The organism is Sedimenticola selenatireducens DSM 17993 (assembly GCF_000428045.1).
Lineage (GTDB): Bacteria > Pseudomonadota > Gammaproteobacteria > Chromatiales > Chromatiaceae > Sedimenticola > Sedimenticola selenatireducens.
Genome location: NZ_ATZE01000014.1, coordinates 134,311 through 158,312 on the forward strand (window position 1 = coordinate 134,311; position 24,002 = coordinate 158,312).

Genomic DNA, 24,002 nt, shown 5'->3' on the forward strand with positions numbered 1-24,002 from the left:
GAAATTGTGCTTGAAACAAGTATTGCATAATAAAAACAATGAGATAAAAGCTACCGGCCCACCTTGTCTGAAAGTTGTTGTATGTGGATGTTGAAGCGGGCCGTGATCAAAGGCGAATACTACGGAGCATTGTGACATGTCTGCACATATGAGTTTTTCAGTCGTCAACGAGACCTCTTCATTTATCTCCCCACTCCCCGTTGCACAGAACGATGCGTCCAGCCAGGTGGACGATGCAGTGATCCAGATACCCGATGCTTGCTGGGAACCGGTTGACTTCCTCGACGGCAATGAGAACGGCATACCCAGCCAACTGTTGGCAACCCTTTACGTCAATTCCTGTCCCATGCATTTTGAGGCTTACCTGGTGGATGAACAGGGTGATATCTGTGATGCCCGGCATCAGCAGGCGATCAACCTGGTCAAGGCGGCACTACGGGATGATGAACCCTGGAAGAGCTTCAGCTATGGCGGTCATGACTATGTGATGATCGCTATCCCGTTTGGCATAAGTCGCTGAAGGGCACCCCGGGAGTAGGGCGGAGTCAAGGTTCTTTGACTCCGTCCTCTTACGATCAATCATCCCGGTTTTCGATCACCCCGACAAAACACTACATAAAGCGATTGGCCTGGTAGACATCCAGAGCCCGGTGGTCAATGGTCAGGGTGACATAGGCCATGGGGCGGATCTGTATTGAATCTCCACCTTTGATTGTCCCTGACAATGCCCCTCTTTATGAGATAAATCATCGACTTCTTTTGTGTCGCTGCCGTGGTTCGGGGTTTGTTGCTCAAGTGAGGGTTGATTCAAAAAACTGTGTTTATACTGTGGCTGCTTGTATGCTTATTACGTAATAAACTGAATAGTCGCACATCATTCAGTGGAATCTGATATCTCAGTCGTCGAGGGAGGGCGATATGATCTGCATAAACTGCGGCAGAACCCATCGGTACATCAGTTCTTCCATTGATCAGGGCATGCACTGGCTGCGTCAGGATGAATCCACCCGGCTGGGCATCTGTTCTTTCTGTCCGGACTCTGTTGCCGCCTGGGATCAGGGTGCCCGGGATGTCCGTGACCTGGCCGCTGCGAAGCTAAAGACCGAACGTGAGACTGATCTGCCCGGTTGGTTGATCAAGCATGCAAAATTGCCGTCCCTGCCACATGTGTTGATAGAAATCTATAAAGAGCTCGAATCAGAAACCGCCGGTATCGAGCGCATGATACAACTGCTTGAGACCGATCCCGGTTTGACGGCGCGAACACTCCAGATTGGAAACTCCGCTTATTACGGGGCGGCAAAGCAGATTACCCGGGTGGAAGATGCTATTCTGCGCGTCGGCCCATTCGACCTCTGGGCCTTGCTGATCTCCACCGAAGTCAAGAGCCTGTTTTTTGGTATTCGGCCAGATCTGATGGATATGAACAGCTTCTGGCAGCACTCCCTGTTCACCGCTTGCGCCTGCCGAGTATTTGCTGAACAGCAGCGTCAGGATTCGGCGGGGGAGATGTTTGTTGCCGGATTGATTCACGATGTCGGCAAACTGTTGTTTCTGCAGATGATGCCGATTGAGTATGCGGATGTGGTTACTCGTTATGTTGGTGGTGATGAAGGTGCCGAACTGGAAATCGAGCTGTTGGGCATAGATCATGGGCAATTGGGTGCGAGGCTTTTTGAAAATTGGCAATTGCCGAAGATACTCATTGAACTGACCGCCGGTCACCACACGAAATCCTCACCATCGGAACAGGTGACGTTGTTGCGCCGGGCCGATAAGCTGGCGCATGAATACCTCGATCATAAACCAACCAATGCCGAGTCACAGGCACATACGGAACCGGCCATTCAGCCGATAGCCGCACTATTTCAACAGCTCACGGAGCTGGTACTTTGATCATGACCGATCATCTTTACAGACAGGTACCGCTTGAATTTATCGAATTGCCTCCGTCGAAAATGCAGCAGCGTGCGGATGAGTTTCTTGAATTCATGAAACGTCGCCGCAGTATCAGGTCATTCTCGGACCGCCCGGTGGATCGAAAGGTGATTGAGCAGTGTCTCCGGACTGCCGGACGTGCCCCCAGTGGAGCCAATCAGCAACCCTGGAAATTTGTGGTGGTGAGTGACCCGGGGCTGAAACGCACAATCCGCTTGGCGGCTGAGGAGGAGGAGCGCGAGTTTTATTCGGGAGGCGCCTCGGAGGAGTGGCTTGATGCACTGAAGCCACTGGCTACCAATGCCGAAAAACCTTTCCTTGAATATGCCCCATACCTGATCGTGATTTTCAGCGAAAACTACGGGATCGATGAAGCGGGAAAAAAGATCAAGCATTATTATGTGCGGGATTCAGTAGGCATCGCAACCGGCATGCTGATCACGGCTATTCATAATGCCGGACTGGCCAGCCTGACCCATACACCCAGTCCGATGCGTTTTCTTAATCAGATACTCGACAGGCCGAAAAACGAAACCCCTACCATGATTCTGGTGGTCGGTTATCCAGAGGCAGGGGTCAGGGTGCCGGATATCGAAAAAAAATCTCTGGATGAGATTGCTGTTTTCAAGTGATCATCAGTGTGGCAGCCGGGCAAGCGGGACGGTATCGCTAACCTCAGTATGTCTCGTTCTTCGCCTCAGTTCAGCTTTCAGATCCGGAGCGGTTATTGGTTTCTGCCGGACATTTCCTTGGGGCTATCTACCGGCGGGCAGGTTCTGACCTTCGCTGACGCCTGCTTGATTTCAGACCATGCCACACTGGTTGTCGCTGTCTTCTGTTCAGTTGCGATCCGGGGTGGGAGTCTATCCGGTTTCTCTGCTCTATACACGAATCGCCCAAACTTGGGTCTGCCGCTTGGCTACGGTGGAACTGTTCGAGAACGTATGACGCCGGGTATTATCCAGCTACAACAGGCTCTTACACGGATAAAGTGAAGCGGGACATGGGTCAAATAATGCTATTGTGTAGGCAATAACAAAACCGACAGGGGAATTAAGATGTCGTCCAGTCTGCTTTTTATCTCGGTTGTGGCGGTGATTGGCGGCGTTGCCGTCGCGCTGCAGGCCCAGTTGATGGCGTTGCTTGATCGGGGCATGGGTACTCTGGAGAGTGTATTTATCACCTATGGCAGTGGTGGGCTGTTGGTCGGCCTGTTGATGCTGGCTCTGCGTGGCGGCAACCTCTCGATATGGCATACCTTACCCTGGTATGCCTTTCTTTCCGGGGCCGCCGGCTTGGTGATTGTTGCCGCTATCGGATTCAGTGTTCCCCGGCTTGGGCTGGTGTCCGCTTTCACCTTGATCGTTGCGGCACAGTTCATAGTGGGGGCACTGCTGGATCACTACGGCATTCTTGGTGCCCAGGTGCGGGAACTGAACCTCCAGAAGATAGCCGGTATGCTGATACTGCTACTGGGGGTCTGGTTGACGGTTCGCAGTTGAACCAAGGCATGAAAGGAAAGCCTATATTGCAGGGTCTATATCCCTGACAGGTATGATTCCGCCGTGCGCTTCTGCTTGGCAGAACGACTGCCGCTACCAGGGAGTAACCTTCATGACCCAACCGGCAGCACATTGTATGAAGCTGATTCTGGTTACTTGTTTCATGTTGCCGGTATCTGCGACCGCAGAGCGTATTGGTGACTTCGAACTCTATCCGGATCGGGCCTCTATCCCACTGGGGGAGATCCACTCGGGCGGGCCAGCAAAGGATGGTATCCCCGCCATCGATAATCCACGATTTGTACAATCCGGGGCGGTCGCTGATCTCAAACCGGAATCACGGGTTCTGGGATTGGACTGGAACGGGGTTACAAAGGCCTACCCGATCGGGATCATGAACTGGCACGAAATCGTCAATGACCGGTACGGCGAAGAACCCGTGGCGATCACCTACTGTCCGCTGTGTGGCAGCGGCGTGGCTTTTTCTGCGCGTGTCTCCGGTGAGGTATTACAGTTCGGTGTATCGGGTCTGCTCTATAACAGTGACGTGCTGCTCTATGACCGAAAGACGGAGTCACTCTGGTCACAGCTGCTGGCCCGTGCGGTCACCGGCGAGATGAACGGCACCCGGCTGAAGGTGTTGCCACTGGTGGTAACGACCTGGTTGGAGTGGCGGGCGCAGCATCCGGAGACATGGGTACTGTCGCGGGAAACGGGGTACACCCGAAACTATGATCGGGACCCCTATGCCGGCTATGAAACCAGCGAGGGGATCTATTTTCCAGTCAAGAAACAGGATCCGCGCTATCATCCGAAAGAACAGATACTCGGGCTGGAGATAGACGGGCAGTTCAAGGCTTATCCGGTCGCCGAACTGAGTCGAACGGAGGGCGAGATCCAGGATCGGTTTGCCGGTCAGTCCTTCACCATCCACTACAATCCCGTCAGTCAGAGTGCACGATTTTTCGATCCTCAAGGTAACCAGATACCGGTCATCCGTTCATACTGGTTTGCCTGGTATGCGTTTCATCCCGACACCGCGGTATTTCGTCCGTGACCGCCGGGCCGATCAGGGATACTGGTCGATTCCGGTATCCTGCAGTCGGTCATAATAGCGCGCCCGGTAGAGATGACGCACACCTTGTTCATCATTTTGAAATGCCGTTCGGTCGTGGAGGATGTTGTTACTGATCAGCCCCATTCCCGGTTCCAGTCTGCCACGAAAGATGTAGGGCGAATCACTGTTGAGGATTTCGCTCAGGGCTCCCAGCGCCTCTTGGGTAAGCGGGTCTTCGGACCAGACGACGTGGCGGGTCCGGATGGTATAGCGCATGTGCAGGTTGCCACAGGGCATGATGGAAAAAACCGGGCCGACCTCCTCTTGCCGGGCCACTTCGCTCATGTTCATGCGCGGTGGTATGGTCATTACATCCGGCCCCATGAGCGCGGTAATGAATTCAGGGTTCCTGTCACGCAGCAGGATATAGGCAATTTCATGATCGAGCAGGGCGTTTTCGCCGCCGCTGCCGGCACTCTGGATACAGTGCAGGATCAGCGAGTGGATCTGCTCTTCGGGCCTGTTGTAGTAGCCATCAGTGTGCCACTTGATGGGGCGATTGGAGTAAGGGATGTACTGCTGTCTTACTCCGTCTGCGGCGACTTTCAGTGAGGTAAGACCGGTGTCATCCGAAAGCCAGTTGTGATTCAGGTGCCTGGCGCCAAACTGTCGTCCCAGCGAGAGCGGAATCTCGGGGTCCGGATCACTCCCGGTCTCGCTGATGTAGATGGCCATATTGGCCTTCTGTACCCGTTGCCTGATGGCGTTGAACTCTTCATCGCTCAGGCAGCGTGGGTCCCTGACCAATACCAGCAGTTGTTCCAGGGAAGTGGGGTAGCCGGCCAGTTTTCTGACCCGCCAAGCCCGATAAAAACCATCATCATCCAGACTGAATGGTGTTCTGATCACATCTTCGGAAACGGCTGTATCGGGCATCTGCGGACTACCGGTCAGGAAACATTCAATAAATATTAGCAATTACTAACAAACACTGCCAGTAGACCGATGCGCGGCAGGCGTCACCCTGTTGGCTGCACCGATGTTTATCATTTTAATTCAGTCAGATATGAAGGATTGTTGCTAACCTTCCTGATCCAGTAGCGGAAACAGTGCGTCAATCTTTGCCGCGCAAATGAAATCGTTTTCTGAGAGGTTGCCGATTGCATGGGTACTGTACTGTACCTTGCAGCGGTTATAGCCTACCTCCAAATCCGGGTGATGATCCTCCCCATTGGCTATCCAGGCCACTGCATTGACAAAGGCGATGGTCTGGTAAAAGTTTCTGAAGCGAAACTCGCGGGTAATGGCCTGGGTAGCACCGACCAGTTGCCATTCCGCTGACAGGCTTGCCAACAATGCTCGGCATTGTGCCTCTGACAAGGGAGGTGTTTGGGGGTTACACGCTTTACAGTGCCTTGTCTGCAGCGCGGCAGACTTTGCTTCCGCATGTGACATGACTGCACCTCAAGTTACCGTCGTTGATTGATTTCACTGCATTACCAGTATGGTACAACTCAAGCGGATCTGCCGGGAGAGAGTGGTACTGCGGTTACATCTGAAACATTAAGTTGTTGCCTACGAATGTGCCAAATAGGTTAGAAACAGCTATGGAATTCCACAAGCCGGCTTAATTGCCAATCATGCTGATGACAGGGTTTCCGATAACCGGATGTTGCGGTTTGGGATAATTGCGCGTAATACGCTTGACGTAGTTTTGGGTCTCCCGATAGGGAGGAATTCCGCGATAACTCTCCACGGCATTTTCGCCTGCATTATAGGCCGCCAGTACCAGTGATACCTCTCCATCGAAGCGCTGCATCAGCCATTGCAGATAGGCCATCCCTCCGTGCATGTTCTGTGAAGGGTCCCAGACATCCGCAACGCCAAAACGCCGGGCAGTGGCTGGAATCAGCTGCATCAATCCACGGGCATCCTGTGGGGAGTGGGCCTGCGGGTTAAAATTGGACTCGGCCCATATCACGGCAAGCACCAGATCGGGCTCCAGGCCGTAAGCGGGAGCCCAGACCCTGACCCAGTGTTCAATCTGCTGACGATTTGGATTTTGCTGTTTCTTCAGGGTACTGCATAGGGGGTCCTGACGTGGCTCCACTGCAGCCAGAACCGCGAGCATTCGTTTGGCGGCGGGATCCCCGGCGGCAGCGGCCTTTTCAAACCACCCGGCCGCCACCGATGGGTCCTGCGCAACCCCGCGACTGTTGAAATACATCCAGCCCAGGGCATAGTAAGCCTCGGTGTCTCCCCGGTCCGCCGCCATGCAATAGAGCCGGTAGGCCTTTTGATAGTCCTGCCTTACACCACGCCCATGCTCATACCGTACAGCCAGTTCGCGCAGGCCATCCGCTTGTTGCGGATTTGCCGCCAAGCAGAAAACGGGCGTCAGAAGAAGAAATAAAAGGGCAGGAAATAATCTGTAGTGCATGGCTGAGTCACCGGCGTGAAGATGCCCATGCATTACGCAAATATTATTCCATAATGCTAAATTATTATTAATGTCAGCTGGTTACAAATTTCATGCAGATCCAAAACTGGTCCAGTGTAAAATTGCCTGACAACATTGATCGGCTATTCGTGTACCACCAGCACATCGCAGTTTCCGTTTTCAATAACATGCTTGGCGGTGCTGCCCAGCAGGACACAGAGTCCATGGAATCTATGTGAACCAATGACCACCAGGTCGGATTGCTGTTGTGCTGAATAGGCGGATACCGCCTGATCGACAGACTCCGATGTCACCACCACCTCTTTCTCCACCTTCAATCCTTCAATGATCGATGTAAAAGCCTCCAGGCCGCGCAGTCGGAGATTTTTTGCCGCACTCGCTTTTTCCTTATCGTCAGCAAAATTGTCCACAACATTCAGGAGGGTCAGTCGTGCGTTGTATCGTTTGGCCATACGCACGGCTTTGTAGATGGTCATCAATCCCTGATCATTGAGATCGGCGGCAACCACGATATGCCGATAATCGACCACATTTTCATCGTCTGCGTCGGTTGTATTGTGAACCACCAGGGCGTCGCATTCTCCGTGATCGCAGGCGGTTTCACTGCTTTCCTGAAGCAGCGGCTGCAGTTGCCCATAGAGGCCGCTATCCAGGACGATCAGGTCACCACTCACCTCATCCGCCAGCCGGACTATCTCAAGCAGACTGCCTTGAGCACGCTTTGTCTGTACAATTTCGGAATGTTCGGCAGTCAACTCGTTTATCCGTTCGTTATCGGCGGCTTCGGATGTTTCTGCGATATGCGCCAGCGTCACCTGACTGTGCAACTTTGCAGCGACATTTGCCGCCCTGATAGTGGCCGGCTGCCGGGTTTCTGATGGTGAGAAAAGAGCGACAATACTGTGGTAGCCAACGGATTGCTTTGTTGTCATGGGCCGTTACCTGGTAGCTGAAAGTATCTCTAGCATAAGTGTGAAGCTTTGCTGATTACAACTGCATTGAGTTTACTTGCGGATTGGATACGGCCTCAAGCAGTTGCGTTACACCGGGATAGTCGGCCCGGGTTAATTGATACTTTCGTCCGCAACTACCCCAGGATTCCCCCGCTTCGATGGCGCGTTTCAGATCATCTGGCCGATCAATGATCAGGCCGCCGGTTGAGTGGATACCCAGGTCGAACAACAGATCGGGTAGTCCACTGGCACTCGGGCCAATCAGGTTTATCTTTGCCGGATTCCCGGCGGCCTGGATAATCGATTCAATGGTGTTGTTGATCAGGGTCGAGGCGGTACACAGGATATAGTCACAATCGGCCAACGCCTCTGGGGTGGTAAAAACTGCCAGTCCCAGTTCTGCCGGCACCCGTTCAGGTTGCTGCTCTATGACAGTGACCTTTTTTCCCTGGGCGAGATAGCGTTCTATCAGAGGTCCGAAAAAGCCCACCATGCCGATATGGGCATCGGGCAATTCGCTGTCGGCCCGCTTGCCAATGGTGGAGGGGTCAAAGCCGGCACGCTTCATCAGATGCTGACTGAGTGCGTTGAATGCGCCCAGGGCCAGCGCGCTGCGGGGGATGTTCACGCCATCGAGATGACGGGCAATGGTGACAGGTGATTGCCCGATGGTTGCATGGGCTGTTGTCTCCACCCATTCCCGGGTTTTTTCAAGGCAGGTATAAAATGGCCCGGTGCTGCCATCACTCAGCACAACGAAACCAAAGTTATCCTTTATATCCGCTGACGCCTCATCGACAGGAAGCAGAATTTGCCCAATCAGCGGAAGACTGATGGCGTTGTCGATCTGAGAAATCAATTCATGGTAGTGGGTTAGGTAGGACATATTCTGGTGACCTGTTATCTGTTCACTAAACTATAGAAGAACCGGCTGTTTCGTGACCGCGACTTTACCATATCGCAAAAGGAGACGCGGACGCGGTAATAGGCCCGATTGTGATTGCTCCCGGGGATGACGGGCGCTACCATGATTGCGCCAAAATCGGCCGGCCCCATAGATCATCGTCGCCCATGAATGATGCTATTTCAAATCTCTTTCCACAACCTGTCTGGAAGCATTTTGACCAGCTTACCCGGATACCCAGACCCTCGCACCATGAGGCGGCAGTACAAGCGTACGTCATGCAGGTGGGTGAGCAACTGGGGCTGCAGGTCATCAGGGATCAGGTAGACAATATCCTGATCAGAAAGGCGGCTTCTCCCGGTATGGAGTCGGCGCCTGGTGTTGTGCTTCAGGGACATCTCGATATGGTCCCACAGGCCAATGCCGATACCCGGCATGATTTCACCAAGGACCCTATTCGGACCCGGATTGAACAGGACTGGGTGAAGGCGTCCGGTACGACCCTGGGAGCGGATAACGGCATCGGTGTGGCGGCGGCCCTGGCGGTGCTGGAATCCCGTCAGCTCAAGCATGGCCCAATAGAGGCGCTGTTCACCAGCAACGAGGAAGATGGCATGACCGGCGCTTTCGGTATCAGGCCGGATTGGTTGCAGGGGAAACTGTTACTTAATATGGATTCCGAAGACGAAGGCGTCCTCTGTATTGGCTGTGCCGGTGGTGCCAATGCCAGTACTCGCCTGGAGTACACACCCGAGGCCATTGAAACCGGCTGGATCGGCTATCGTCTTACACTAAAAGGTCTCAAAGGAGGGCACTCAGGGGTAGATATTCACCGCGGCAGGGGGAATGCCAATAAACTGCTGTCCCGTTTGCTATCGGTTGCTGAATCGGTTTGTGATATTCGGCTCAGTTCATTCGCCGGAGGCAATATGCGTAATGCCATTCCTCGGGAGGCGACCGGCGTATTCCTTGTGTCGGCATCCAGAACGGCAGAGCTGAAGGCATTGATTGAAGTTCATTCGGATGCCATAACGTTGGAACTGGCGGCCGTCGAACCGGATCTGTCGATCGAACTTCAGCCCGATACAGGCGCGGAATATTGGCTGCCGCAAGGCATTCAACAAGGATTGCTGGATGCTTTGATGGCCTGCCCGAACGGGGTAATGCGCATGAGCGACACCATGCCCGGACTGGTGGAGAGCTCAACCAATCTTGCCATTGTAAATGTGGCGGATGGCCGTATTGAGATCAAAAGCCTGATCCGCAGTTCGGTTGACTCTGCTCGCGATGAGCTTTGCGCGGTTCACCAGTCACTGTTCAGGCTGATCGGGGCGAAAACCGTGATTGATGGTCAATATCCCGGCTGGAAACCTGACCTGAATTCACCGCTATTGCGGATCATGCGCCACGCCTACCAGGAGATTTTTGATAACGAGGCCGAGATCGGGGCAATCCATGCCGGTCTCGAGTGCGGCATCATCGGGGGTAAGTACCCGGGGCTTGATATGATCTCGTTTGGGCCTACCATCCGCTACCCGCATTCGCCGGATGAATGCATGCACATTCCCTCGGTGCAGCGGTTCTGGGATCTGCTGGTTGCGACACTGGCGCGTTTGCAATAATTCAGCATATTTCTGAAAAGCATTTATAAAACAGGACCCTATCCATAAGTGGTGGCTGCCCTATACATAAGAAAAATTGAATCTATGGCGCATTGCATCAATCGAGGCAGTGTATTACGGTTTCGCAATGTCAATTAAACACCCCATTATCGTAATCACCGGCTCGTCGGGCTCCGGCTCCAATCGGGTTAGTGATGTGTTCAGTCACATTGCCTGGCGAGAAAAAATCAGCCATCTCATCGTGGATGGCAGTGCGTTCCACCGCTATGAACGGGATGAGATGGCAGTACGGGTTGAAGAGGCCTGCGCCGATGGCCGCTACCTGAGCCATTTCAGTCCCGACGGCAATAGGCTTGATCTGCTGGAGTCCCTGTTCAGCGAGTTTTCATCCAATGGTTCTGGCCAGTACAGACACTATCTTCACACCGAAGATCAGGCGCAACAGCACGGTCAGGAAGTAGGCACCTTTACCCCGTGGGAATCTCTGCCGTCGAATCTGGACCTCTTGGTGTATCAGGGATTGCACGGTGCGTTTACCGGCCCCGATGTCAATATTAAGCGGCATGTGGATCTGACCCTGGGGGTCGCTCCCATTGTCAACCTGGAATGGATTCAGAAGATCCATGTCGATATCAAAAATCGGGGTTATACGCTGGATGCAGTGCGCGCCGCTATCCAGCACCGGTTGCACGACTATGTCCACTACATCACGCCGCAATTCTCACAGACCGATATCAACTTTCAGCGTATTCCGTTGGTGGATACTTCCAATCCGTTCGACGCACGGGATATGCCCGAGAATGACGAAAGTATGGTGGTGATCAGTTTCCGGGAACCCAGGGACCATGACTTTGCCTTTCTGTTGAAACGGATTGACGGTGCCTTCATGACACGGCGTAATTCTCTGGTGGTGCCAGGCGGCAAGATGGAATTCGCCATGGAGATGTTGTTGAACCCCCTGGTGCATGAGATGATGGAACGGCGCCGTCAGTTACAGGAGATCTGATCATCACTTCCGATAACACTAAAGACCGTGCCATCCTCGAAGCGATGCGCAAGGTATTAAGCGCGATCATCCGGGACACAACACCACCGCCGGGCATGCGCCACCCCCTGACCGATGAGACGATTCAGGACGTGCGAGTCTGCCTGGGGATGATTACGGCCCGAGAACGGGAGCTGGGTGACGAGGCGGGCGAGACAGCGCAACGCCCCTATTATACAGACGCGCAGCCCACCTCAACCGTTGTTCCGTTCGACCTGGGCAAAGGCAAGGACAAGGACGAGGAGTAGCCGCGGCCTGTCGAATGACAGCCCGCACCGGTTACTCTTTACTCGAACAGCTATCGATATAACGCCGCTGCAGATCGGCGAAGTTGTCGATCCGCCGGTCCCTCAGGAAGGGCCAGATACGCCGTACCGATTCGCTCCGTTCCAGATTGACCTCTACGAGCAGGATGTCCTCGTCTACGCCTGATTTTCCGAGGATTTCTCCCTGTGGACCGCAGACAAACGAATGTCCCCAGAACTGTATGCCTCGGCTCTGGCCAGACGGGTCCGCTTCGTGACCGATCCGGTTGCAGGCCGCCACCGGCAGACCATTGGCAACAGCATGACCCCGCTGCACCGTGACCCAGGCATCGCGTTGACGCATCTGTTCGTCCTCATTATCAGTCGGGTCCCAGCCAATGGCGGTGGGGTAGAGCAGCAGTTCAGCCCCGGCCAGTGTCATCAATCTGGCGGCCTCGGGATACCACTGATCCCAGCAGATCAGCACACCCAGTCGGCCGACGCTGGTGTCGATGGGAGTGAATCCCAGGTCTCCAGGTGTGAAGTAGAACTTCTCATAGAATCCCGGATCATCCGGAATATGCATTTTTCGATAGCGCCCGGCTACCCTGCCATCGCTGTCAAAAACCACCGCGGTGTTGTGATAGATGCCGGCGGCCCGCTTTTCGAACAGCGAACTGACAATCACCACGCCCAGTTCAGCGGCCAGGGCACCGAAGTGCTCGGTGGAGGGGCCGGGGATGGTCTCCGCCAGATCAAAAACACCTGTCTCCTCGGTTTGACAGAAGTAGGGCGTGTTGTGTAGTTCTTGCAGTAATATCAGCCTTCCACCCGCCTTCGCGGCCTGGCGTATCCGGTCGGTGATGAGCGCCAGATTTGTATCTCTGTCACTGCCACAGGCGTGCTGTACCAGGGCGATTTTGAGGGATTTGCTGTTGTTCATAGATAGTGTCTGAAAAATGGTTTCGGTGCCCCGGAAGGCAAACAGTTGTGGGCCGATTTAACAGGATTCAATGGGTCGTCACAACCTCGATCTGTATGGATCAGTCGGACAGAGCCGGGGAGAGTGTCACCTGCTGTGGAAACTGCATGGTGATACAGTGCAGGCTGCCGTTCTGTCGGATCAGTGGCAGGCAGTTGATCGGAATAATCTCGCGTTCCGGAAAACTCTCCTGCAGACGGCGAACCGCTTCCACATCCTGGGGAATATTATAGACCGGCAGCAGCACCGCTCCGTTGATAATCAGGAAATTGGCATAACCTGCCGGCAGACGATCACCATGCTCCGATATGATTGGCGGGATCGGCGGTAGCGGTATCAGTCTGTAGGGTGTCCCGTCGCGCTGCCGGAATTCACGGAGTTCTGCGGCCATCGCTTCCAGTTCCTGATGATCGGGGTCGTCCGGTGTTGCCGTGGCATAGAGTATGGTCGCCGGGTCGCTAAACCGGGCCAGGGTGTCAATATGGCCGTCGGTGTCATCGCCGGAGAGATGGCCATTATCCAGCCATAAAAATCGCTCAAGCCCCAACTGCCGGGTAAGCAGGTTCTCAACCTGCGCTGTTGTCAGTTGAGGATTTCTGCTCTGGGTCAGGACCGAACTGCGGGTCGCCAGCAGTGTTCCCTGGCCATCGGTTTCCACTGCGCCACCCTCCAGCACCAGCGGTACGGTCCGGTATTCGGCGTCGGTGAATATGCCCGAATGGAACAGGTTCTGATTGATCCGGTTATCCAGATCGGCGGGATATTTTCCACCCCAACCGTTGAACTGAAAATCCAGCAGCAGGGCACCTTTATCACCGATACAGGTCAAAGGCGCGTGGTCCCGGGCCCAACTGTCATTGGAGGGGGCGATGGCGAACAGCAGATGGTCTGTGTCGATTGCCGCGTCAGCCAGTTTTTGACTGATAACCCGCTGGTGGCTCTTGCTGTTACAGACGATCAGCAGCTGTTGAAATCGGGCCACCTGCCGGCTGATCGAAAGGTAGACCCGATCCACGGCTTCGAGATGTTCGGCCCAATCGGTCTCCCGGTGTGGCCAGGTCAACATGATGGCGGATTGCGCCGCCCATTCGGCGGGCAGAAGGTATTCGGGTGTCAAGGAAGCGGTTCCATAGGACACCGGCCAGCGGCCGGTGTCTGGGTTGTCAACGGTGAACGACGGTGTTGATCACGTATTCGTTTTCAAAATAGACAGTGAAATCGGTATAAACCCAGCGACTGATTGGCGGTTCACCGACCCAGGGTAACTCCTGTGCAGGTGCCCCGAACTGGGCGCGAACACTGTTCATGCTCTGCCCGGTGCGCGGGCGCAACAAACCGTCACTGCTGTTTGCCGGTGCCTGCTCTATGGCATCGAGCAGGAGCACATCGGCTGATATCAGAGGGGGAATGGAGGCGAGCGCGGCAACCAGTAACAGTGTTGAAATGGGTTTCATAATATAGGAACTCCTGTCCTCTTATTCTCTAAGGTAAAATATAGCATTTTGATCTAGATCCCGAAACACAAAGGTGTTTCTTTTCAGAATATGGTTTAATGCGCGCCTATGTACAAGCCTCTCGAACTGTTTATCGGATTGCGGTATACGCGCGCCAAGCGACGCAACCACTTTATCTCTTTCATCTCGCTGATCTCCATGCTGGGAATCATGCTGGGTGTCGTGGCGCTGATCGCGGTGCTTTCAGTTATGAATGGCTTTCACAAAGAAGTCCGTGAACGAATTCTCGGAATGACTTCCCATGCCACCATTTCCTCTTATCAGAACAACCTGACAGAGTGGCAGGAGGCGATGCAGCTCTCTACCAAAAACCCCCATGTGGTGGGGCAGGCGCCGTTTATCGAGGCCCAGACCATGCTGACCAATGGGCAGAAGGTCAGTGGCGCCATCCTGCGCGGCATATTGCCGGCGTATGAACCCAGGGTCTCCGAGGTGGGTGAACATATGCTGGCCGGGCGTCTGGATCAGTTGGCGGCCGGTGAATTCGACATTATCCTTGGCAAGGAGCTGGCCCAGTTGCTGGGAGTCGGGGTCGGTGACAAGGTGACCGTAGTCACGCCACAGATACGTGTTACCCCTGCCGGGGCCATGCCTCGGTTAAAACGCTTTACGGTTGCGGGAATATTCGAAGTGGGCATGGGAGAGTATGATCGGGGACTGGCGCTCATTCACATGCAGGATGCGGCCAGGCTGCTGAAACTAGAGGAGGGTGTCACCGGTGTCCGTCTCAAGCTGGATGACCTCTACCTGGCCCCTGAGGTCTCCCGTGAGCTGGCCGAGCAGCTGCCCGGCGTCTATCGGGTCAGTGACTGGACTTTCCAGCATCGGAATTTTTTCAGTGCCCTGCGCACCGAAAAGCGCATGATGTCCCTGATACTCTTTTTGATCGTCGCAGTTGCGGCATTCAATATCGTTTCCACCCTGGTGATGGTGGTGACGGACAAACAGAGTGATATCGCCATCCTGCGCACCCTGGGTATATCGCCCCGCAGTGTCATGGGGATCTTCATAATTCAGGGCGCTACCATCGGTTTTGTCGGCACCCTTCTGGGAATTGGCGGTGGCATCCTGCTATCGCTGAATCTGGAGTCAATCGTCAAGTCGATTGAACAGCTTTTCAATGTAAATTTTCTTGACCCCAATATCTATTACATCAGTACACTGCCGTCCGACCTGCATTGGGACGATGTGGGTACGATCAGTATCAGCGCCTTTCTCATCACTCTGGTTGCCACTCTCTATCCGGCCTGGCGCGCCTCCCGTACCCAGCCGGCCGAGGCGTTACGTTATGAGTGAGCAAGCCAGCGTACTCGAATGCCGGGATCTAACCCGTACCTTCGTCGATGGACAACTGACGGTAAAGGTACTCAGCGGCATCACCCTGCGCGTGGAGCGTGGGGAGCGGATCGCCATCGTCGGCAGTTCCGGCTCAGGAAAAAGTACCTTGCTCCACTGCTTGGGTGGGCTGGACCGGGCCACCAGCGGGGAGGTTCTGATCGATGGACATAATCTGCAACGCATGAGCGAGAAGGCGCGGGGTCTATTGAGAAACCAGGCGCTCGGTTTTGTCTACCAGTTTCACCATTTGTTACCCGAGTTTACCGCTCTGGAAAACGTCGCCATGCCGTTGCTGATCGGCAACCACCCGGTACCCGAAGCAAGGCAGCGGGCCGCAGAGATGTTGTCACGGGTTGGTTTGGAGCACAGGATAGGACACAAGCCGGGGGAGCTTTCCGGTGGTGAACGCCAGCGTGCCGCTGTTGCCAGAGCCCTGGTGAACCACCCGCGCTGCGTGCTGGCCGATGAGCCGACCGGAAACCTGGATCAGAAAACGGCAAGGCAGGTATACGGTCTGATGCTGGAGCTGAATCGGGACCTGCAGACCAGCTTTATCGTGGTAACTCACGACATGGCGTTGGCAGAGAGTATGGACCGGGTGCTGCTTCTCTCTGATGGCCTGCTGAATGGCCAGCCAGTCCCGGAAGTGTCTATTTCGGGCCCCGCCGGTTTTTCCAGTTCGAGATGATGTGCATACGCCATAACCCGCGAATGGACAGGTATCCAATCAATGCGGCTATTAACGCGCAAACCAGACTACCCAGATAGAGCGGTTGCCAGATACTGCCCATGCTGTGGCTGAACCACTCCATGGTGGGTTCAAAATCACCGTTTGATGCCGGATTGCCCATGATCCAGGTGCCGACCAGATAGGTGAAATAAAATAGCGGTGGCATGGTGAGGGGGTTGGTGATCCATACCAGGGCAACTGAGATTGGCATATTAACCCGGACCGGTATAGCGGTTGCCGCTGCCGCAATCATTTGGAAGGGTATGGGAATTAAAGCCCAGAATAGTCCCACGGCAAAGGCACCGGCGACAGAGCGGCGATTCAAATGCCAGAGATTCGGATCGTGCAGAAGCTGACCAAAGACCTTGAGATGCTTGTGATTCCGAATCGTCTCATGATTCGGGGTAAAGCGTTTGATCAGGTTTTTTGGCATACAACCTCTTCTTGACAGTGTAATCCCCCCTTATAAAGGGCAGCGTATTGAATCACGCTATCACGCTTTTGACCAGTATTCACACGGTTTCCCACCATTATTGAACTCTGACCGGGGCTTGCAGATTCCCGTTTTATGGCGTTCTCTGTTGGTACAAAAAGCAGTGGAGTTAATCCACAATAAGATCTAATCTACTAGCTCAACGATTGCCAGATCATAAACCCAGGGAAGGGCGATGTGATTCACTCTACGATAGCTTTTGTCTTTGGTGTCCTGCTGCTGCAGTTTCAGCCGACGCTGCCCCCGCTGTTTTCATTGCCATTATTATTGCCGCTGGTAATTCTTGCCTGGCGCTACCGCTCCCATTTAGCCATCCAACTGCCCGCAATCCTGATGTGTGGATTTCTCTGGGCTTCAGTAATGGCGCATTTCGCCATGCAATCCAGTCTGCCGAGAGCATTGGAAGGGGGCGATTTACAGGTCACCGGTGTCATTGAGTCCCTTCCGGATGTGACCGCCCACCGGACACGCTTCTGGTTTCATATTGAGCAGATTTCCGATGCGGAGCGGCGCTATTCATCCCCTGGTCGGGTGCAATTGAGCTGGTATCAGAATGCGCCTGAACTGGCAGCAGGTGAACGCTGGCGGTTATCGGTCAGATTAAAACGGCCTCATGGAATGGCCAATCCCGGTACCCTGGACTATGAGCGAACTCTGTTCCAGAAAGGTATCAGAGCGACCGGCTATATCCGCGAGGGTGAGATGAACCGTCGACTCGACACGCTGTATGTGGGCTTTCTGTTTCAGCGTCTGCGGCAGATGATTGCCGAGCGGGTTGATTCTGTGCTGCAGCCGGGACAGCCGTCAGGATTGGTGCGTGCGCTGGTGATTGGCGATCGCAGTCGCCTCTCCCAGGATGAATGGGCGGTCTTTCGCAAGACCGGCACCAACCATCTGGTGGCGATCTCAGGGCTGCATATCGGTATTGTTTCCGGTCTTGCTTTTTTTCTTGGCGGCTGGTTCTGGCGTCAGTCCGCGGCACTTTGCAGCCTTATTCCCGCACCGCGGGTGGGCGCCATTGCCGCCCTGGTCAGCGGCTTCTGTTATGCCGGTCTGGCGGGTTTTGCCATCCCCTGTGTGCGGGCGCTGGTAATGCTTTCAGCCGTGCTGGGTGGTCTGCTATTTCGTCGCATGGTTCAACCGTCACGCGGTCTCTGTATCGCACTGCTGTTAATTGTGCTGGCGGACCCGGTGTCGGTATTGTCCGCCGGTTTCTGGCTCTCCTTTGGGGCCGTGGCGGTGATTATGCTAGGGATACTTGGGGGGAGCAGGGTAAGGCCTGTGGTGATTCCGGGGTTGTTCAAGATTCAGTGGGTTGTTGCACTGGGTCTTGCTCCGATACTGCTGCTGCTTGGGTTTGATCTGCCAGTCGTCTCTCCACTGGTCAATCTTATCGCCGTTCCACTCTTCTCACTGCTGTTGGTTCCCCTCACGCTGGTCTCGGTGCTGATGCTCATGTTGTGGCCATCCCTGGGTGTAACGCTGCTCACGGCTACCGCCTGGTCGCTGGGCCAGATACAGGCGATACTCGCCCTGGTGGCGGAGCACGGTGACCTCATTTCCCTGGCCGGTACACCGCCGCTGTGGATGCTGCTGGGCGTTCTGGTGAGCACTCTGTTACTGCTGCTGCCAGCCGGCATCCCGGGAAGATGGTTGGGGACGCTTCTGCTCTCCCCACTGCTGCTCTACCGGCCAGCGCATCCGCCCCATGGCGAGGTCTGGATGACCATGCTTGATGTGGGACAGGGGCTGGCTATCGTGCTGGAGACCTCAGACCACGTGCTGCTTTATGATACGGGTCCTATGTTCCCATCCGGATTTAATACCGGTGAAGCGGTTATCGTGCCCTTTCTGAATACCCGGGGTGTGGAAAAAATCGACCGGATCATCGTGACGAACGGTGATATGGACCACCGGGGCGGAGTGGCAGCGTTAATGCGATCGTTTCCATCGACAGAGCTGTTAAGTGGTGAGCCGGAACGTATCCCCATCGGTGAGCCGGTGCGTTGTACCGCCGGCATGCAATGGGTATGGGATGGGGTGCGATTTGAGATACTGCATCCAGACGGTTCTTCGCGCTGGCGGGGCAATAATGCATCCTGTGTGCTTGCTGTCGACACGCCGGCTGGACGGTTGTTGCTGACCGGGGATATCGAGGCGGAAGCGGAAGAGTCCCTGGTTGCAAACTATGGGGAACGACTGGCGGCGACAGTGGTTACGATACCGCATCATGGCAGTGCCAGTTCGTCGGGTGGCCGGTTTATCGCTGCAACCGACCCACAGTATGGTTTGATATCAACCGGTTACCGGAACCGTTACGGATTCCCCAAGGCCGCAGTACTGGAACGTTGGCAGGGACAAAATGCCAGCCTGTTGAACACTGCTGAAGCCGGTGCTTTATCCCTGAGATTGAAGGCAGATGGCCAGATCGACGGCCCTTTCCGTTATCGAGAGACCCATAGACGATACTGGATGACCCCATGATTGTGCAGGACGATCAGGATGGGAAATGTCTAACAGCTTTCGATCACTGCATGGAATACAGTATGATACTGCTCATTTGGTGAGGCGGGCGGCCCTGATCCGCACAAAAGAACTCCAGAGGGAATAGACAAGGTGTTTGAACTGGTTAAAGCTGGCGGCATTCTGATGCTGCCTATCATCGCATGTTCCATCGTAGCCATGGCGATTATCATCGAACGCTTGTGGGCGCTTCGATCCAAGCGTGTCATACCGAATAACCTGGTAGCGCAGATCTGGCAGCTGCATAGCAAGGGACAACTCACCAACGCCCATGTGGTTACCGTCAAGGAGGGTTCCCCCCTGGGTCGCATTCTGGCGGCCGGTCTGGCCAATCGCCAGCATACCAAGATAGTGATGAAAGAGGCGATAGAGGAGGTCGGGCGCCAGGTGGTCCACGAGCTGGAGCGCTACCTCAACACCCTGGGCACGATCGCCTCGATCGCGCCTCTGTTGGGACTGCTGGGGACGGTGATTGGCATGATCAAGGTTTTTGCCGCCATTATGACTGCGGGTGTGGGTAATCCCACCGTGCTGGCGGGCGGCATCTCCGAGGCGCTGATCACCACGGCCGCCGGACTGTCGGTTGCCATTCCGAGCCTCATGTTTCACCGCTACTTTGGCGGCAAGGTGGAGCGACTGGTGATCAAGATGGAAGAGCAGGCGCTGAAAATGGTGGAGGTGATGCAGGGTGAGCGAGAGCAGGAGTAAACCCAGGTGAATTTACGCCCACATCGCAAGGAGTCGCCAGAGCTGAATCTTACCCCGCTGATTGACGTGGTCTTTCTGCTGCTGATCTTCTTTATGGTCTCCACCACCTTCGATAAGGAGTCCCGTATCAAGGTGGAATTGCCGACCGCGGCGACCCAGGATGAGCAGGTAGAGGAAGAGAAGGTCCTGGAGATCACCATCGATGCCAGTGGACGCTTCTATGTGGATGAGCGGGAAGTGGTGAACACCGAGGCCGATACGCTGAAGCGGGCCATTGAAAAAGCGGCCGGCATGCGCCGCGACCTTCCGGTCATTATCAAGGCGGATGCCCGCGCCTCCTTTCAGTCGGTGTTCAAGGTGATGGATGTCACCAGTCAGCTGGGCTTTGTCAACATGACCTTTCCCGGCAAGCAGCCGGTAGAGGGCAACTGACCGATTCGTGAAACGTCTGGATCACTACTGGGATAGCGTCAATCCGGTTTCCGCTGCCCTGCTGCCGCTTTCCTGGCTGTTTCGCATGGTCAGCTGGCTAAGGTATCGTGCCTACAGGGTCGGGCTGCTTGCCACAAAAAAACTGCCGGTGCCCGTCATTGTGGTGGGCAATATCACAGTTGGCGGCACGGGTAAAACCCCGCTGGTGATCTGGCTGGCTCGACACCTGCGAGACCTGGGCTACAAGCCCGGCATTATCTCCAGAGGCTATGGCGGTAAGGCAGCCGACTGGCCACAGCCGGTAGTACCTGAAAGCAATCCTGTCCTGGTGGGGGATGAGCCGGTCATGCTGGCCAGTCGAACCGGCTGCCCGTTGTGGGTAGGGCCCGACAGACCCGCGACCGCCCAGGCGCTGCTCGCCGCAGCCGATTGTGACATCCTGATCTCGGACGACGGCCTGCAGCATTACGCACTCCATCGTGACCTGGAAATCCTGGTCATCGATGGGGCCAGGGGGCTGGGCAATGGATTTTCTCTGCCTGCCGGGCCGCTGCGCGAGCGTCCGTCACGGCTGACCCAGGTGGACTTGGTAATAGCCAATGGACCTTCGGATTTAACCAGCAACCAGATGAGTCTGTACCCGGGACAAATGATCAATCTGGCATCGCCATCCCTCCAGGTCGGGTTGGACTATTTCAAGGATCAGTCGGTGCATGCGATGGCGGGTATAGGGAATCCCGAACGTTTTTTTAACACCCTGCGCGCGGCGAGTCTGCAAGCACATGTGCACCCGTTTCCCGATCACCACTGTTTCAGCGAGGCGGAAATAACCCCGGATGATGCCCTGCCGGTGATCATGACGGAGAAAGATGCGGTAAAATGCGCTCCATTCGCCCATCGGCGGCACTGGTACCTGGAAGTCAGTGCGCAACCGGACATGGGTTTTATACAACAGCTGGATAAGCGAATCAGAGAGTTTAGAGATGGATAAGAAATTGCTTGATATCTTGGTGTGCCCGCTGTGCAAAAGCAAACTGACTTACAACAAAAAGGCAGGAGAGTTGATCTGCAAGGCGGATCGGCTGGCATTCCCCATCCGCGATGGCATCCCGGTGATGCTGGAGGAGGAGGCGCGTAGTCTGCCCGCGGATGAAGAGGTAGAGTAATCCGTCCCATCGTCCGGAGTCAGCAATGAACTTTAAAGTCGTTATACCCGCTCGTTATGCTTCAACTCGATTGCCGGGAAAACCACTGCTTGAAATAGATGGAAAACCGATGATTCAGCACGTGCATGAGCGTGCCGTTGAGAGCGGGGCCGATCAGATAATCATTGCCACGGATGACCAGCGAATCGCCGCTTGCGTGAGGGGATTTGGTGGTGAGGTCTGTCTGACCGATTCCCGTCATCGCAGTGGCACCGATCGCATAGCCGAGGTGGTAAAACAGTATGCCTGGGCAGCGGATGAAATCGTGGTCAACCTGCAAGGCGACGAACCGGATATGGCCTCCACGCTGTTGCACCAGGTTGCCGTTGACATGGACAACCATCCGGATGCTGTCATGACCACCCTCTCCGCCGACCTGAGCGATGCGGCGCAGTTGTTTGATCCGAACGTGGTCAAGTTGGTGACCGATGCCAGGGGCTACGCCCTCTACTTCAGTCGGGCGCCCATCCCCTGGAATCGGGATGAGTTTGCCAACCGGGAACGGCTACCTACATCGGTTCAGGGTTATCGCCGTCATATCGGGCTATATGCCTACCGCGCCGGGTTTCTGGATCGATACATCCAATGGCAGCCCGCTCCGCTCGAGCTGGTTGAATCGCTTGAGCAGCTCAGAGTGCTCTGGCATGGCGAACGGATACATGTCAGTGCCGCGGCGGAGATGCCGGGGCAGGGCGTGGATACGCAGCAAGATCTGGACCTGCTCAATCAACGGTTTCAGCAACGGAACAGACCGCCGGCTAGTGAGTAATATCTGTGCCGACCTTGTTGGCCAGGAGTTCCAAAAGCTCCTCGGAAAGGGTGTCAGGTACTTTTCCGAACAGTGGAATCAGAACGGTTTCGGGTCCTTTTCTGGACGGCTCGCCAAACAGGTTTTCCTGAATGATTGCTTTATTGGATGGGTCAGAAAGCACCAGGACTCCCTCATCCGCCAGCACTTCATGCAACACCCACTCCCTACCGAGATGGTTGAAATGGCTTCCAATCAGTGAGCGTATGCGCAGAACAAAATCCTGATCTTCCAAAATAGACTCCAGGGTAAAGGGGCAAAAACGGATGGGTGATCGGAAGAGACAGGGTCACTCCTCCTAAAAATGGCCATAGGATACAAGTAGATCACTATTTCTGCGACCATGATTAAAGCGGCGGTCCGAGCCGTCTCTATGAGCCCGCCTGCGTTCCACGCGGTAGCGCCGGGATCTTGTGGTTCGCCGGTCAACAATTCCCTCATAGACACAATGACATTCAGTGGCATCACAGCCAGGAAACGGAAGTCTTGGAGGCTGGTTGACCTGGTACACCTGGTCCATCTGACGGATGGCGGATTTACAGCCACACCTGGATACCCTTAGCAGGATAAAGCGATCATATCGTCTGATCTTATCCAGTTCGGCCTTCCGCATCTCCTCAATGCTTAACGGTTTGCTTTCGTATTTGGAAAACCATTTCATGATATCTAATACCGGTCTATGCACTGTATACATAATTATAGGCCAACTTTCTCCCTATGCTGAAAAGCCCGGGATAACCGTGGAAGCTAGACTATAAACGGACTTGAAGTGCCAGGTGGCTGGGGGTTGATGGAGTGCCGCAGTTCCGCGGGGTGCTGGACATCATTCGGCAACCGTTTATCCTGAGTGTCATTTCAATGACGGCAGACAACGGTCCCGCCAATCGTGGAATAATGCGATAAGAATGAATAATGTGCAGGATGCCTGACTGATAGGTTATCGGTCACAGGATACGGACCCCGTCCTGCCCCGTTTAAAGGTCTCAAAATATGAAAAAAGTATCCGTTTTGTTCGTCTGCATGGGCAATATTTGTCGTTCACCTACTGCACATGGCGTGTTTGAACAGATGGTCAAAAATGCTGGATTGACTCCATATATTGAAGTCGATTCAGCGGGCACGCATGCTTACCATGTGGGCAATCAACCCGATCCCCGTTCCCAGAAAACCGCACTTGGTCGGGGTATTGACCTTAGCAGGCAACGCGCTCGCAAAGCGGCACGGGAAGATTTTGAGCGGTTTGACTATGTCATCGCCATGGATCGGGACAACCTGAACAATCTGTTGGAAATTGCTCCGGATGATTTCCGGGAGAAACTGCATCTGCTACTCGATTTCGCCCCTGAGTTGGGCATACGGGAAGTCCCCGATCCCTACTATGGTGGTACCGGGGGATTCGATAGGGTTTTTGATCTGGTTTCGGCCGCCTCGGAGGCCCTGTTGGCAACAATAAGAAGGGAGCATCAGATTTGATCAGGTAATGCATAATAGCGGAGGGCGGCTTATTGCCGCCCTCCGCCATACCTGTGAAATTTCCTGGTG

At 54.7% G+C, this 24,002-nt stretch carries 28 protein-coding genes; 17 read left to right on the top strand and 11 right to left on the bottom strand.

The window, feature by feature from the left end:
- Nucleotides 1-136 precede the first annotated feature (136 nt).
- Complete coding sequence (locus tag A3GO_RS0113225) at nt 137-520, top strand: hypothetical protein (protein WP_037375349.1); 384 nt, start codon at nt 137-139, stop codon at nt 518-520.
- A 91-nt stretch (nt 521-611) separates the two neighbouring features.
- Here A3GO_RS0113225 and A3GO_RS26585 read toward each other — a convergent pair whose 3' ends face one another.
- The gene (locus tag A3GO_RS26585) at nt 612-725 is read right to left on the bottom strand and encodes a 2-oxo acid dehydrogenase subunit E2 (RefSeq protein WP_335340043.1); all 114 of its coding nucleotides are present in this window, start codon (nt 723-725) and stop codon (nt 612-614) included.
- Between the two features lie 193 nt (nt 726-918).
- On the opposite strand from A3GO_RS26585, the gene A3GO_RS0113230 reads away from it, so the two are divergent.
- The 4 genes from A3GO_RS0113230 to A3GO_RS0113245 all read left to right on the top strand — a co-directional run bounded on the left by A3GO_RS0113230 (nt 919) and on the right by A3GO_RS0113245 (nt 4,497).
- Entirely contained in the window at nt 919-1,896 is a 978-nt protein-coding gene (locus A3GO_RS0113230) for an HDOD domain-containing protein (protein ID WP_029133797.1), read from the top strand.
- A gap of 2 nt (nt 1,897-1,898) precedes the next feature.
- The gene (locus A3GO_RS0113235; RefSeq protein ID WP_029133798.1) at nt 1,899-2,570 is read left to right on the top strand and encodes a nitroreductase family protein; all 672 of its coding nucleotides are present in this window, start codon (nt 1,899-1,901) and stop codon (nt 2,568-2,570) included.
- 426 nt (nt 2,571-2,996) lie between these two features.
- Nucleotides 2,997-3,440 (top strand): DMT family transporter, encoded by a 444-nt coding sequence (locus tag A3GO_RS0113240; protein WP_029133799.1) that lies wholly within the window; start codon nt 2,997-2,999, stop codon nt 3,438-3,440.
- 112 nt (nt 3,441-3,552) lie between these two features.
- Entirely contained in the window at nt 3,553-4,497 is a 945-nt protein-coding gene (locus A3GO_RS0113245; RefSeq protein WP_029133800.1) for a DUF3179 domain-containing protein, read from the top strand.
- Between the two features lie 12 nt (nt 4,498-4,509).
- Here the strand turns inward: A3GO_RS0113245 and A3GO_RS0113250 are convergent, their stop codons facing one another.
- The 5 genes from A3GO_RS0113250 to A3GO_RS0113270 form a co-directional block, all read right to left on the bottom strand.
- Nucleotides 4,510-5,433 (bottom strand): TauD/TfdA family dioxygenase, encoded by a 924-nt coding sequence (locus A3GO_RS0113250; protein ID WP_051302274.1) that lies wholly within the window; start codon nt 5,431-5,433, stop codon nt 4,510-4,512.
- Between the two features lie 144 nt (nt 5,434-5,577).
- The gene (locus A3GO_RS0113255; protein ID WP_029133802.1) at nt 5,578-5,952 is read right to left on the bottom strand and encodes a 4a-hydroxytetrahydrobiopterin dehydratase; all 375 of its coding nucleotides are present in this window, start codon (nt 5,950-5,952) and stop codon (nt 5,578-5,580) included.
- A gap of 172 nt (nt 5,953-6,124) precedes the next feature.
- Entirely contained in the window at nt 6,125-6,937 is an 813-nt protein-coding gene (locus tag A3GO_RS23840; RefSeq protein ID WP_084610075.1) for a transglycosylase SLT domain-containing protein, read from the bottom strand.
- Nucleotides 6,938-7,080: 143 nt separating this feature from the next.
- A complete protein-coding gene (locus A3GO_RS0113265) occupies nt 7,081-7,890 on the bottom strand; it encodes a universal stress protein (RefSeq protein WP_029133803.1) in 810 nt (269 codons plus the stop codon).
- 55 nt (nt 7,891-7,945) lie between these two features.
- Nucleotides 7,946-8,797 carry a Rossmann-like domain-containing protein gene (locus A3GO_RS0113270; protein WP_029133804.1) on the bottom strand — a complete coding sequence of 284 codons (852 nt, stop codon included), beginning with the start codon at nt 8,795-8,797 and terminating at the stop codon, nt 7,946-7,948.
- A gap of 185 nt (nt 8,798-8,982) precedes the next feature.
- On the opposite strand from A3GO_RS0113270, the gene A3GO_RS0113275 reads away from it, so the two are divergent.
- The 3 genes from A3GO_RS0113275 to A3GO_RS0113285 all read left to right on the top strand — a co-directional run bounded on the left by A3GO_RS0113275 (nt 8,983) and on the right by A3GO_RS0113285 (nt 11,730).
- On the top strand, nt 8,983-10,437 hold the full coding sequence (locus A3GO_RS0113275) for an aminoacyl-histidine dipeptidase (RefSeq protein ID WP_029133805.1): 1,455 nt from the start codon (nt 8,983-8,985) through the stop codon (nt 10,435-10,437).
- Nucleotides 10,438-10,564: 127 nt separating this feature from the next.
- Complete coding sequence (locus A3GO_RS0113280) at nt 10,565-11,443, top strand: phosphoribulokinase (protein WP_029133806.1); 879 nt, start codon at nt 10,565-10,567, stop codon at nt 11,441-11,443.
- 44 nt (nt 11,444-11,487) lie between these two features.
- Nucleotides 11,488-11,730, top strand: a complete 243-nt coding sequence (locus A3GO_RS0113285) for a hypothetical protein (protein WP_051302276.1) — start codon at nt 11,488-11,490, stop codon at nt 11,728-11,730.
- A 31-nt stretch (nt 11,731-11,761) separates the two neighbouring features.
- Here A3GO_RS0113285 and A3GO_RS0113290 read toward each other — a convergent pair whose 3' ends face one another.
- The 3 genes from A3GO_RS0113290 to A3GO_RS0113300 form a co-directional block, all read right to left on the bottom strand.
- Nucleotides 11,762-12,670, bottom strand: coding sequence for a carbon-nitrogen hydrolase (locus A3GO_RS0113290; protein WP_029133808.1), 909 nt, complete (start codon nt 12,668-12,670; stop codon nt 11,762-11,764).
- A 100-nt stretch (nt 12,671-12,770) separates the two neighbouring features.
- A complete protein-coding gene (locus A3GO_RS0113295; RefSeq protein WP_029133809.1) occupies nt 12,771-13,826 on the bottom strand; it encodes an agmatine deiminase family protein in 1,056 nt (351 codons plus the stop codon).
- 46 nt (nt 13,827-13,872) lie between these two features.
- Nucleotides 13,873-14,163: a hypothetical protein gene (locus A3GO_RS0113300; RefSeq protein ID WP_051302278.1), complete on the bottom strand. Its 291-nt coding sequence runs from the start codon at nt 14,161-14,163 to the stop codon at nt 13,873-13,875.
- Nucleotides 14,164-14,271: 108 nt separating this feature from the next.
- Between A3GO_RS0113300 and A3GO_RS0113305 the strand changes: the two genes are divergently transcribed.
- Both A3GO_RS0113305 and lolD read left to right on the top strand, forming a co-directional pair.
- Entirely contained in the window at nt 14,272-15,519 is a 1,248-nt protein-coding gene (locus A3GO_RS0113305) for a lipoprotein-releasing ABC transporter permease subunit (protein ID WP_029133811.1), read from the top strand.
- A complete protein-coding gene (gene lolD, locus A3GO_RS0113310; protein ID WP_029133812.1) occupies nt 15,512-16,249 on the top strand; it encodes a lipoprotein-releasing ABC transporter ATP-binding protein LolD in 738 nt (245 codons plus the stop codon). The genes A3GO_RS0113305 and lolD overlap by 8 nt, the downstream gene beginning before the upstream one ends.
- Here the strand turns inward: lolD and A3GO_RS0113315 are convergent.
- Nucleotides 16,212-16,724 carry a DUF2062 domain-containing protein gene (locus A3GO_RS0113315; protein ID WP_029133813.1) on the bottom strand — a complete coding sequence of 171 codons (513 nt, stop codon included), beginning with the start codon at nt 16,722-16,724 and terminating at the stop codon, nt 16,212-16,214. The two genes, lolD and A3GO_RS0113315, sit on opposite strands and share 38 nt — an antisense overlap.
- 237 nt (nt 16,725-16,961) lie before the next feature.
- On the opposite strand from A3GO_RS0113315, the gene A3GO_RS0113320 reads away from it, so the two are divergent.
- From A3GO_RS0113320 to kdsB, 6 genes are all read left to right on the top strand, one after another.
- Complete coding sequence (locus tag A3GO_RS0113320) at nt 16,962-19,268, top strand: DNA internalization-related competence protein ComEC/Rec2 (RefSeq protein ID WP_029133814.1); 2,307 nt, start codon at nt 16,962-16,964, stop codon at nt 19,266-19,268.
- Nucleotides 19,269-19,400: 132 nt separating this feature from the next.
- Nucleotides 19,401-20,015 carry a MotA/TolQ/ExbB proton channel family protein gene (locus A3GO_RS0113330; protein WP_029133815.1) on the top strand — a complete coding sequence of 205 codons (615 nt, stop codon included), beginning with the start codon at nt 19,401-19,403 and terminating at the stop codon, nt 20,013-20,015.
- 6 nt (nt 20,016-20,021) lie between these two features.
- The gene (locus A3GO_RS0113335; RefSeq protein WP_029133816.1) at nt 20,022-20,447 is read left to right on the top strand and encodes an ExbD/TolR family protein; all 426 of its coding nucleotides are present in this window, start codon (nt 20,022-20,024) and stop codon (nt 20,445-20,447) included.
- 7 nt (nt 20,448-20,454) lie between these two features.
- On the top strand, nt 20,455-21,438 hold the full coding sequence (gene lpxK, locus A3GO_RS23845; RefSeq protein ID WP_037375354.1) for a tetraacyldisaccharide 4'-kinase: 984 nt from the start codon (nt 20,455-20,457) through the stop codon (nt 21,436-21,438).
- A complete protein-coding gene (locus tag A3GO_RS0113345; RefSeq protein WP_029133817.1) occupies nt 21,431-21,613 on the top strand; it encodes a Trm112 family protein in 183 nt (60 codons plus the stop codon). The genes lpxK and A3GO_RS0113345 overlap by 8 nt, the downstream gene beginning before the upstream one ends.
- 25 nt (nt 21,614-21,638) lie before the next feature.
- Complete coding sequence (gene kdsB, locus A3GO_RS0113350) at nt 21,639-22,421, top strand: 3-deoxy-manno-octulosonate cytidylyltransferase (protein ID WP_029133818.1); 783 nt, start codon at nt 21,639-21,641, stop codon at nt 22,419-22,421.
- Here kdsB and A3GO_RS0113355 read toward each other — a convergent pair.
- On the bottom strand, nt 22,411-22,695 hold the full coding sequence (locus A3GO_RS0113355) for a hypothetical protein (protein ID WP_029133819.1): 285 nt from the start codon (nt 22,693-22,695) through the stop codon (nt 22,411-22,413). The genes kdsB and A3GO_RS0113355 overlap by 11 nt on opposite strands.
- Before the next feature lie 755 nt (nt 22,696-23,450).
- On the opposite strand from A3GO_RS0113355, the gene A3GO_RS0113360 reads away from it, so the two are divergent.
- Entirely contained in the window at nt 23,451-23,933 is a 483-nt protein-coding gene (locus A3GO_RS0113360) for a low molecular weight protein-tyrosine-phosphatase (protein ID WP_029133820.1), read from the top strand.
- Nucleotides 23,934-24,002 lie beyond the last annotated feature (69 nt).